General features: G+C 59.4%; 6 protein-coding genes and 1 tRNA gene. 5 read left to right on the forward strand and 2 right to left on the reverse strand.

Annotated elements, in window-relative coordinates:
• Position 1: 1 nt before the first annotated feature.
• Together V473_RS04715 and V473_RS04720 are read right to left on the reverse strand one after the other, a co-directional pair.
• Positions 2 to 934: an alpha-E domain-containing protein gene (locus V473_RS04715; protein WP_066601090.1), complete on the reverse strand. Its 933-nt coding sequence runs from the start codon at positions 932 to 934 to the stop codon at positions 2 to 4.
• Between the two features lie 49 nt (positions 935 to 983).
• Positions 984 to 2,393: a circularly permuted type 2 ATP-grasp protein gene (locus V473_RS04720; RefSeq protein ID WP_066601093.1), complete on the reverse strand. Its 1,410-nt coding sequence runs from the start codon at positions 2,391 to 2,393 to the stop codon at positions 984 to 986.
• A gap of 220 nt (positions 2,394 to 2,613) precedes the next feature.
• Here V473_RS04720 and V473_RS04725 point away from each other — a divergent pair, with 220 nt between their 5' ends.
• From V473_RS04725 to V473_RS04745, 5 genes are all read left to right on the forward strand, one after another.
• Positions 2,614 to 3,462: an alpha/beta hydrolase gene (locus V473_RS04725; protein ID WP_066601095.1), complete on the forward strand. Its 849-nt coding sequence runs from the start codon at positions 2,614 to 2,616 to the stop codon at positions 3,460 to 3,462.
• A 95-nt stretch (positions 3,463 to 3,557) separates the two neighbouring features.
• Positions 3,558 to 3,634, forward strand: a tRNA-Met gene (locus V473_RS04730).
• A gap of 474 nt (positions 3,635 to 4,108) precedes the next feature.
• Positions 4,109 to 7,606: a helicase-related protein gene (locus V473_RS04735; protein ID WP_066601096.1), complete on the forward strand. Its 3,498-nt coding sequence runs from the start codon at positions 4,109 to 4,111 to the stop codon at positions 7,604 to 7,606.
• A complete protein-coding gene (locus V473_RS04740; protein WP_066601097.1) occupies positions 7,603 to 8,466 on the forward strand; it encodes a hypothetical protein in 864 nt (287 codons plus the stop codon). Before V473_RS04735 ends, V473_RS04740 begins: the two co-directional genes overlap by 4 nt.
• Positions 8,444 to 11,332 carry a DUF1156 domain-containing protein gene (locus V473_RS04745; protein ID WP_201785471.1) on the forward strand — a complete coding sequence of 963 codons (2,889 nt, stop codon included), beginning with the start codon at positions 8,444 to 8,446 and terminating at the stop codon, positions 11,330 to 11,332. The genes V473_RS04740 and V473_RS04745 overlap by 23 nt, the downstream gene beginning before the upstream one ends.
• The last annotated feature ends 4 nt before the right edge of the window (positions 11,333 to 11,336 follow it).

Below are 11,336 nucleotides of genomic sequence, written 5' to 3' on the forward strand. Positions count from 1 at the left end.
ATCAGCCGAAATGATAGGCTTGGGCGATTTCCCCGCCCAGCCGGTTCGTCATCGACAGGCCGTGTTGCACCGTTTCGTGCAGGCCGAAGCGGAAGATTTCGCCGCTGTCCAACTTCTCCAGCGCAACGACCATGTCCTGCACCGTATCGTGGCAGGCGGCGCGCGCGTTGTGCCAGCCCGCCAAGCGATTGAGCCGATAGGCCAGTTGGTCGTAGCAATAGGCGACGCTGCGCGGGAACATGCGGTTGAGCATCAGGAAATCGGTGATCTGCCAGGGCGTGTAGGTGCCGCCATAGACATGATGATAGGCGCGGCTGCCCGACAGGGCGTGCAGTACCGAAGTCCATTGATAATGGTCGCGATTGCCGCCGATCACTTCGGTTTCGGGCAGCAGGACATAATATTTGACGTCCAGCAGGCGCAGCGTCATTTGCGCCCGCTCCAGCGCGGAGCCGCAGCGCAGGAAGTCGTGCCCCTCGTTACGCAACTGGCCCGAATGGGCTGCGCCGCGGAAGGTCATGACGCGGGTCTTGACCCAGTCGATCAGCGTGGGCAGTTGCTGCCGCGCTTCGCCGACATCATAGCTGTCCAGCTTGCGCCAGCCATCGTTGAGCGCTTCCCACATATCCTGCGTCAACATGGTTCGGGCGGACTTGGCGTTGGCGCGCGCCTTGAGCAGGCAGGAACGGATCGAACTGGGATTGTCTGCGTCCAGCATCAGGAAGGAGACGGCGTCGCTTTCGGTGACGATCGTGCCTTCGGGGAAGCGATGCTCCGCCCCGGTCGCGCGGACGACCGAGCGCCATTCGTCGCGATGATGCGCGCCGGGGAGGATCGCCATGCGCTGTCCCATGGTCAGCAGCCGCGCGGTGGCCTCCGCCCGCTCCATATAGCGCGCCATCCAGAAGAGATTTTCGGCGGTCCGGCTCAGCATGGGGTGATGCCCTGTCTTTGTGTGGGACTGGTGAAGAATATCGCCATCATCAATCCTGCAACACCCAGGTATCTTTCACCCCGCCGCCCTGGCTGGAATTGACCACCAGCGATCCTTCGGTCAGCGCGACGCGGGTGAGGCCGCCGGGAACAAGGCGAAGCTGCTTGCCGACCAGGCAATAGGGGCGGAAATCGGCGTGGCGGCCGACGACCGCCGCGGGACCGAGCGTCGGCACGGTCGACAGGTCGAGTGTGGGCTGGGCGATGAACTCGCCCGGATTGGCCTTGATCCGCGCAGCATAGGCGGCCACTTCGTCCTTGGTCGATTTGGGGCCGATCAACATGCCATATCCGCCCGATCCATGGACTTCCTTGCCCACCAGTTCGTGCAGATTCTCCAGCACATAGGCCATCTCGTCGGGCTTGCCGCACTGCCAGGTCTGGATATTGTCCAGGATCGGCTTTTCGCCCAGGTAGAAGCGGATCATTTCCGGCACGTAGATATAGACCGCCTTGTCGTCGGCGATCCCCGCGCCCGGCGCCGAGGCCAGCGTGACGCCGCCGTTGCGATAGACGTTGAAGATGCCCGGCACGCCCAGCAGACTGTCGGGGCGGAACACCAAAGGATCGAGATATTCGTCGTCGATGCGGCGATAGATGACGTCTACCGCTTTTGGCCCCAGCGTGGTCTTCATCCACACCCGGTCTTCGTCAACGAACAGGTCGGCCGGCTCCACCAGTTCGACGCCCATCAGGTCGGCCAGGAAGCTATGCTCATAATAAGCGCTGTTGAGCGAACCGGGGGTCAGCACGACGACGACCGGATCGCCCTTGCACGCTGGCGGCGCGACTTCCTTCAGGCTTTTGAGCAATTCGGCGGGATAATCGTCCACCGGCGCGACGATCCCCTGCGCGAACAGTTCGGGGAACATCCGCGTCATGATCTCGCGATTTTCGAGCATGTAGGACACGCCTGATGGGGTGCGGCAATTATCCTCCAGCACTTCGAAACTGCCCGGCCCGGTGCGCACGATGTCGATGCCCACGATATGGCTATAGACCTTCCCCGGCGGGGTGAAGTCGGCCATTTCGGCGAGATAGGCGCTGTTCTTGTAGATGATGTCGGCGGGCATGATGCCGGCCTTCACGATTTCACCGCGATGATAGACGTCGTGCAGGAAGGCGTTCAGCGCCCGCGCCCGCTGGCGGATGCCCTTGTCCAGCACGCGCCATTCGTTCGCGGTGAAGATGCGCGGCAATAGGTCGAAGGGGATCAGCCGTTCGGGATCGCCGCCCTCGCCATAGACGGCGAAGGTGATGCCGATGCGGCGAAATATCGCCTCGGCCTCATCCATGCGGCGATTGAGTCCGGCAATGCCCGTTCGCTCCACCCATTTCTGCACTTCGTCATAACAGGGGCGTATCGAACCATCCGGCTCAAACATTTCATGGAAGGGCAATTGGACGTTCCTCCCTCGGCCGACAGGGCCGGTTGTGCATTGCAATATTAGTGCGCCGCCCTGTGGCGATTGCAAGGCAAAAATGGCGAGCGAGCAAAAGGTTGCCGGCGCGTTCATGATATATAGTGGAAAACGGGCCGAGTTTCGTTTCTGCGCTCGACCATCCACGGCTTCGCGCATCCGTTCCCAAAGGGAAGATTAAAGTGGAAGAAAAGCAAGGATGAGCCATTTCAGCCGAACCACGGCATCATGGGCGATTGCTGCGACGCTGACCCTGACCGGCTGCGCCAGCGCGGTGCGCGAACATATCTACAAGGCGGATGAGACGCAGATAGACATCGCGCGATGGACCCATGTCCGGCCCCAGTCGCTGCCGGTGCGGACGGCGGACGGGCTTGCCCTGACCGGCTATTACTGGCCGGGCGACCCGATGGATCGCGACGTCATTCTCTTCTTCCACGGCCGGGGATCGAACCAGGGCGTTGCGGCGCGCTATGCCGAACATCTGATCGGCCGGGGCGACCATGTCATCGTGGTGTCCTATCGCGGCTTTGGCGGCAATCCGGGCAGCCCGACCCAGGCCGGGCTGATGACCGACGGTCGCGCCTATGTCGATCGCGCTCGCCAGTTGGTGGGTTCGAACGCACGCATTTTCCTGGTCGGCCATTCGCTGGGCGGCGCGGTGGCGCTGCATGTGGCGGCGACGGTGCCGGTCGCGGGCGTCGTCACCCTTTCAACCTTCGACAAGCTGACCGAATCCGCGCCGGCGGGCGTGGGCGCGCTGTTGCCCGACAAGTGGAACAATCTGGACGCGGCGACCAAGATCGGCGCGCCGCTGGTGATGATGCACGGCACCGCGGACGACCGGGTGGACATGGGCCAGGCCGCCGCGCTGTTCGCCGCCGCCCGATCCCCCACCGACTGGCTGATCGCGCCGGGCGCGGGCCATAATCCCGACATGACACGCATCGCCCCACTGGTCAGTGAAGCGGTGGAGGCCGTGGTTTCGGGCGCTTTGGGCCGCTATCCTGCGGCCTCGCCCGCCGGGTGGGACATCCGGCGGAAATGATCGCACAAGATTTGCGCAAACCCCGTTGACCGACCCGTCCTCGCTGCGTATAGCGCCGCCTCACCGCAGGGCACGGCCCTGACGGAGCCCATTGGGGCGGAGTAGCTCAGCTGGTTAGAGCAGCGGAATCATAATCCGCGTGTCGGGGGTTCAAGTCCCTCCTCCGCTACCAGTCAAGGGGTTTATCGTGTTATTTTTACACGATAAACCCCGGACCCGCTCAAGAAAATGCCACATATGTTCCCACGTTTCGACTGAGCCTCTATGGTGTTATCCGGAACAGAACGGGACGCAACCGGGCTTCCAATTGGTGCGCTCAAGCTGACTGTCGTGTCGGCAATAATCTGTTTGCTATGCAAACTGGCCGGTGCTGGACGAGCCGCCTTGAGACGACAGGCCAAGCAAAGCGGACATTTGCCGACAGGCAGAACATGTCGCCCTCAATCCACCGGTGGTTGGTTCGAGTGCAAATGCGTCTACCCTTTTTCAATGACTTAGAGGCCGTAACGTGACGGGAGTCCCGAGCGGAGCCCATATGGTTCCCAGAACAGTGCACATGCCTTTTCTGCAGATCAAAACGCAATTTCTGACCATCGCCGACGCAGTTTGGATAGCGTTCAAGGCTCGCATCCGTTAGCAGACGCGAATGCGGGGATTTGACGAAATAAAGCCGGGCGCAAGGCTCGCCGGCCTTCACGGTAGCGGCGTATCTGAAGTCGTGTCGGTATCGAAATTCGGTCCAGACGCTATAAATCTTGTCTTTCGTGCTGACGGCAAAGTGCATGAGCGCTTGCTATATAGGGGTGAAGAGTCTCATTTTGTTTTCGAGGACGGAGGCCGCAGATATGCTTTTGATGCGGATGGCGGATTGTTGCGCCTTGCGTCTGAAGCATACCGCATAAGACTTGCCCACCTATTCGATCCATATCTGGCGGTCAGCGCGTCGCAGATTGAGGCGCTACCTCATCAGATTACGGCGGTCTACGGGGAGATGCTCCCCCGTCAGCCGCTCCGCTTTTTGCTCGCCGACGATCCGGGTGCTGGTAAGACGGTCATGGCAGGGCTACTCATCAAGGAGCTCCTTATCAGGGGCGATCTTGAGCGATGCCTGATTGTCGCACCGGGTAGTCTTGTTGAACAATGGCAAGAAGAAATGGCTGAAAAGTTCAGCCTCGGCTTTGACCTTTTGACGCGCGATCAGATTGAAGCGTCGATCACCGGGAACCCTTTCGTCGAGAAGAATCGCCTCATCATGCGCCTCGATATGGCTGCGCGATCGGACGAACTGAAGGCGAAACTGGAAGCTGCGCCCGACTGGGATTTGATCATCTGCGATGAAGCACATCGCATGGCTGCGTCGTATTTCGGCGGAGAGGTGAAGGAAACCCAGCGGCACAAATTAGGGAAACTGCTGGGCACGCAAACCCGCAATTTGCTGCTGATGTCCGCGACTCCACACAACGGCAAAGAAGCCGACTTTCAGTTGTTCATGGGCCTTCTTGACGCCGACCGTTTCGAGGGCCGTTTCCGGGAGGGTGTCCACAAGGCCGACGTGTCAGACATGATGCGTAGGCTGACGAAAGAGGAGCTTTATCGCTTCGACGGTACACCACTGTTCCCCGAGAGATGCGCATACACAGCCAGCTTTGCGCTCTCGGAAAGGGAGGCCGCACTCTATAAAGAAGTGACGACTTACGTTCGCGAGGAAATGAACCGCGCGGATCGCAGCGGCGACGACAAGCGGCGCTCGAATGTCGGTTTCGCTCTTCAAATTTTGCAACGGCGCTTGGCATCGTCACCAGCAGCAATTCATCGATCGCTTGAACGTCGTAGAAAGCGGCTCGAAGAACGCTTGATCGAGGAATCGGCATTTCGCAGCGGTGGAGGTTTCCGTCTCAATCCGACCCTGCCCGCTTACGACCCCGATGACCTGGACGAAGTTCCGGGCGTCGAAGCCGAAGCGGCAGAGGATGAAATCGTCGACCGCGCAACCGCAGCCGCTACCGTTGCGGAGCTGGAGGCTGAGCTGCAAACCCTGCGTCGGCTGGAGGCACAGGCGCTCGCGCTGAAGCTGTCCGGCGAAGATGCCAAGTGGCGGGAACTGGAGTCTATTCTCGACGAGCCGTTGATGCTCGACCAGACCACCGGACTGAGGCGTAAAGTCCTGATCTTCACCGAGCCGAAGGATACGCTCGAATATCTCCAAGCGAAGATCACTGCCCGTGTCGGCGATCCTAGCGCGGTCGTCGTTATTCATGGCGGCGTTCCGCGTGAGGCGCGACGCGCTGCGATTGCGGCGTTCAATTCCGATCCCACTGTCCGCGTTATGATTGCGAACGATGCTGCCGGTGAAGGCGTCAATCTGCAACGCGGCGCGCATCTTATGGTCAACTATGACCTGCCTTGGAATCCCAATCGGCTGGAACAGCGGTTCGGTCGCATCCACCGGATCGGACAGACCGAGGTTTGCCACCTGTGGAACCTGTGCGCATCCAACACCCGCGAAGGCGAGGTTTACCGCCGTTTGCTCGAAAAGCTCGAAGAAGCCCGCATCGCTTTGGGCGGCAAGGTTTACGACGTGCTTGGAGAACTGTTTGAAGGCCATGCTCTCCGCGACCTGCTGGTCGATGCCATCCGCTATGGCGATCGCCCGGAGAAAAAGGCTGAACTCTTTGAGAAGGTCGAAGGGGCGGTTGACGTTGATGCCATCGAAAAGCTGGTCGCCGAACGAAAACTAACCTCCGAAGGGATGAACCCCGCTTCGGTCGCTGAAATCCGTGAGCAAATGGAGCGTGCGCAGGCGCGCCGCCTGCAACCACATTTCATCGGCGCGTTTTTCCGCGAGGCGTTCGTTGCCTTGGGCGGTCGCATCACGGCGCGCGAAAAGGGCCGCTTAGAGATTCTGCGCGTGCCCTCGATCCTGAAAGAGCGGGACCGTCTAATCGGGCGAGCCGACCCTGTACTCGACCGTTATGCCCGCATCACATTCGATAAGGCATTCATCACCGGACAGCCCCAAGCCGAGCTGATGGCTCCGGGTCATCCGCTTCTTGAGTCGCTGGTCGATGTCATACTTGAACGCTTCCAGCCGCTACTTGGGCAAGGCGCGATCTTGGTTGATGACGCCGATGATCGCACCGATGCGCGATTGCTGGTTTATCTTGAACACGCGGTTCGCGATGGTCGCGTTGCCCGATCGGGAGAACCCCGCGTGATCTCCCAGCGCCTCCAATTCATCTTGCTGGACCAGACGGGTGCAGCAGAAGATGGTGGCCCCGCCCCTTACCTCGACTGTAGGCCGATCACAGCCGAAGAACGCGCCGTCGTGGGCGATGTCGTCACCGCCCCTTGGCTTGCCGGTAATGTCGAAGAGCAAGCACTGGGCTACGCCATCCGATCGCTGGTGCCGGAGCATCTGGAAGAGGTGCGAACGCGGCGTATTACCGAGATCGACAAGGTGGAGCGCGAAGTCCGCGCCCGGTTGGGCAGAGAAATCAACTATTGGGATGCCCGCGCTGCACGACTGCGCGAGGAAGAGCGCGCGGGGAAGGACCAGCGCATCAATGCGTCGAATGCGGAGGCAACCGCTGGCCGCTTGGTCGAGCGTCTTCACAAGCGGCAAGCGGAACTGGATCGTGAGCGCCAAATCGCCGCCATGCCGCCGGTTCTCAAAGGTGCCGCTCTGATCATTCCTGGTGGACTGCTGCGCGAACGTCAGGAAGCCGAAAACTATAAGCCCAACTTTGTCGCCGAAGACCCGTTCACCCGCGCCGAAAGCGAGCGCATTTCGATGGAATCGGTCATGGCGACCGAGCGCGCGCTTGGTCACACCCCCCGCGACTGCTCTGCCGAGAAAAAGGGCTGGGACATCGAAAGCCGTCACGGCGAAACGGGCCATCTGCGCTTTATCGAAGTGAAGGGTCGCCATGCCGAAGGCCGCGACCTGATCCTGACGAAGAATGAAATCCTCGCATCGCTCAACGCAGCGGATCAGTTCATCTTAGCGATCGTCCGTATCGATGGCGGATATGCGCGCCAACCGGTCTATGTCCGCAAATTCTTCGATCGGGAACTTGGGTTTGGCGAGACGGCAGTCGTTTTCAATGTGAACGACCTCCTCAGTTTGGGGAGCGTGCCTTCGTGAAGCTGGGCTACACCGAATTTTCCTACGGATACGGGTTCACCGAAAATCTAATCCGCTCATCGGCCCAGTCACCGACGGCTGCGCCGCAGTTTCCTAATCTCATTCAAGAGGCGCAATTGGGGTATGACGTGCGGGTCGACATGCCCGCCTGTCCGCTCTTTTTTCAGTTCAAGCTGCCGGAATTAATGGTGCGGGATACGGCGCTGGAAATCTCGCGACACAGCTTGCCACTTTCGTGCAATTTCTTCCGTATGCCGTTGATGCGACGCGACCTATCAGACCAGCATCAGGTGCTGATCCAGCTCGAAGCCTCCAATGCGGGATTGGTGCATTACGCATCGCCGATGATGGAAGACATCCAGGAGTTCAACGACGCCTATAATCTGGGCGAAGTTCATCAGGAGACGGCATTCTTCTCGCCACAGGACATCGGTCCGTTGCCCGACGATAAGCGCCACATGGTATCCTATGAAGCCTACGGGTCTTCGGCGTGGTTTTGCTCTGAACCACAGGAAATCGTGCTGCGCCAGTTCAAGCATCTGCTCGAAAAGGCGAATGCGAAGTTTGAGCAGCCGGAATTCGAGCAGTTAGAGCAAGTGGCCGCTCGCACGCGCGGCGCACTGCAAGAGCTTGGTGGCGATGTCATCGACATTCACGAGGATGCGCTTCGACAGCGGGTGCGGGCACGGCTGGGCGCAGATGGTCGTGCTGCTCCACCAACCGAACGACAACAGGCTGTGGCGGAGGAACTGCTTGCCGCACGGGAAATCGCCCGCATAGGTTTTGGACTCGAAATGATCGTTGTCCAGCCGCCCTTAAGTGATTTGAACGAAAAGAATGATGATGCCCCCAATCCGTAAAAAGCTGATCGAAGTTTCCATTCCGCTGGAGGCCATCAACAAAGCGTCGGCGCGGGAGAAATCCATTCGGCATGGGCATCCCTCGACGCTGCACCTGTGGTGGGCGCGGCGGCCTCTCGCCGCGTGTCGCGCTGTTCTGTTTTCGCAGCTTGTCGATGACCCGTCGTCATGGCCCGATCGCTTCCCGACCGAAGATGATCAGGACCGCGAACGCAAACGGCTGCACCGGATCATTGAGGACATGGTGCCGTGGGAGGCATCGAACAACGAGAAGATTCTGAACGCCGCGCGGTGGGAGATTGCGCGGTCAGTGGCATGGGGGCTGGGTGAAGAACCGCCGCCACAACAGGACACGCGGGCAATCCTCGATTTCCTGCAGACCAAAGCACCGCCGGTCTATGATCCGTTTTCAGGCGGCGGATCGATCCCATTGGAGGCGCAGCGGCTGGGTCTGCGTGCCTATGGATCGGACCTCAATCCGGTCGCGGTGCTGATCGGCAAAGCACTTGTCGAAATCCCGCCGAAGTTTGCAGGGAAGCCACCGGTCAACCCGAAGGCGCGGGCAGAGGTTGCCAAGGGTGGACATTGGCAGGGCAAGGGCGCGCAGGGCCTTGCCGAAGATGTTCGCTATTACGGGCAATGGATGCGTGACGAAGCGGAAAAGCGCATCGGGCATCTCTATCCCAAGGCTAAGCTACCGGATGGCGGCGAAGCGACGGTCATCGCGTGGCTCTGGGCGCGAACGGTGCGCTCGCCTGATCCGGCGGCGAAGGGAGCGATGGTCCCTCTAGCCTCATCTTTTGTCCTTTCCTCCAAGACTGGCAAAAAGGCGTGGGTTGAGGTGGTGGTGGATCCATCGGCACAGGACGGGTGGCGATTTGAAGTGCATACAGGCGCCCTTCCCAAGGCGGAAGAGGAGCGCCTCAAAGCGGGCACCATAGGCCGTAGCGGTGGGGGAACTTGCATCCTGACAGGCTCAGCAATGCCATTCACGTATGTTCGCACGGAGGGGCAAACAAGCGGGTTGGGAGTTCGCCTCATGGCGATCGTCGCAGAAGGCAATCGCAAGCGCTTTTATCTCTCACCTGACAAGGAGCAAGCTGCAACGGCTGCAAGTGCCGTGCCCCTGTGGGAGCCTGAAGGCGATTTGCCAACTAATCCACGCGATTTCAAAACGCCGAATTACGGCCTTAAAACATTCGCATCCCTATTTACTAAGCGCCAATTGACCACATTAACTCAATATTCCGATCTGATTGGAGAGGTACGGAATCGAGTAATCGTTGATGCTCAAGCTTCCGATTTAAGCTCAGATACTACCCAACTCCAGCATGGTGGAGATGGAGGGCAAGCTTATGCCGACGCAGTAGCCACATATCTTAGCCTAGCGGTTAGCAAGTTAGCCGACTATAACTCGTCGCTTGTGGTTTGGAGTTCATCTCGCGATCAAGCGAAATCTACGTTTGCGCGCCAAGCGTTGCCTATGGTCTGGGATTTCGCTGAGATAAATGGCTTTGCAGACGCTGCAGGTGACTTAACGGTCAGCATTAACGGAATGTATCGCGCCTTGGTCGGTCTACCCGCCGCTAGCTCTTCGGCGATAAACTCGATTGATGCAGCTAAAAATTCGTTTCCAGTCCGGCCCGTAGTAATTTCTACTGATCCGCCATATTATGACAATATCGGTTATGCTGATCTCTCCGACTTTTTTTACGTTTGGTTAAGAAAGTCAGCAGCGACGGAATGGCCAGATCTATTTCGTCGGTTAACAACTCCCAAAACAGAAGAACTGGTAGCGACTCCTTACCGTCATGGTGGACGCACCGAGGCCGAAGAATTTTTTATGACTGGGATGGGCGAGGCTCTATCTGCCGTTCGCTCTGCCGCGACCGAGAGCGAGCCGCTCGCAATATACTACGCATTTAAGCAGTCCGAGATAAGTGCCGACGGAGTGACATCCGCCGGATGGGCATCATTTCTGCAAGCAGTATTTGAAGCGGGGCTGGTCGTTGATGGAACCTGGCCGGTTCGAACAGAGCGAGACGCACGGACAATCGGTCTTGGGTCGAATGCACTTGCCTCATCAATTGTCCTAGTCTGCCGAAAGCGCGCAGCGGATGCCGCCACCGTCACCCGTGCCGATTTCGTCCGGCAACTGAAGCGAGAACTCCCTGATGCTATCGACGAAATCCGCAAGGCGGGCGTCGGCCCGGTGGATATGCAGCAGTCAGTTATCGGTCCCGGTATGGGCGTGTTCTCGCGCCATGCCCGCGTCCTCGAAGATGATGATAGCGCCATGAGCGTCAAAACCGCCCTCGCAATCATCAATCGCGTGTGGGGAGAAATCGAAAATGAGGGCGATGCCGCGCTCGACGCGGAAACCCAAGTCGCGCTGGCGTGGTTCGCTTCTTACGGCTTCGATGCGAAGTCGTCGGGCGAATTAATTACGCTGGCTAACGCCAAGAACATCCCAACAGCCTCGCTTTTCAAGTCTGATGTCTTCGAAGATTTGAGCGGACGAGCGGGCCTTAAGCCGCGTGACAGGCTCTCGCCCGACTGGACGCCGGATAGCGATAGTTCCCTCACAGTCTGGGAATGCGTTCAGCATACGGCGCGGGCGCTGGGTGCCGAGGATGGCGGCGACGCAGCAGCCGCGCGCTTGATCGCCCAGATGGGGCCAAAGGCAGCAGACGCCCGTTCGCTGGCCTATCGCCTATTCCAAATCGCCACCGACAAGGGGTGGGCCGCCGAGGCGTTGGTTTACAACGAACTGGCTGCGGAATGGCCCCGCCTTGAAGCACTGGCGGAAGGGATAGGATCAACCACGTCCCAATCTCCCGCCAAGCCGCAGCTCGATTTGTTGTAAGGGT

It is taken from the genome of Sphingobium cupriresistens LL01 (assembly GCF_001046645.1).
Taxonomy (GTDB): domain Bacteria; phylum Pseudomonadota; class Alphaproteobacteria; order Sphingomonadales; family Sphingomonadaceae; genus Sphingobium; species Sphingobium cupriresistens.

Coding starts and splice junctions, on each gene's coding strand:
- V473_RS04715 (WP_066601090.1), bottom strand. CDS start 934: ATGCTGAGCCGGACCGCCGAAAATCTCTTCTGGATGGCGCGCTATATG.
- V473_RS04725 (WP_066601095.1), top strand. CDS start 2,614: ATGAGCCATTTCAGCCGAACCACGGCATCATGGGCGATTGCTGCGACG.
- V473_RS04735 (WP_066601096.1), top strand. CDS start 4,109: ATGCGGGGATTTGACGAAATAAAGCCGGGCGCAAGGCTCGCCGGCCTT.
- V473_RS04745 (WP_201785471.1), top strand. CDS start 8,444: ATGATGATGCCCCCAATCCGTAAAAAGCTGATCGAAGTTTCCATTCCG.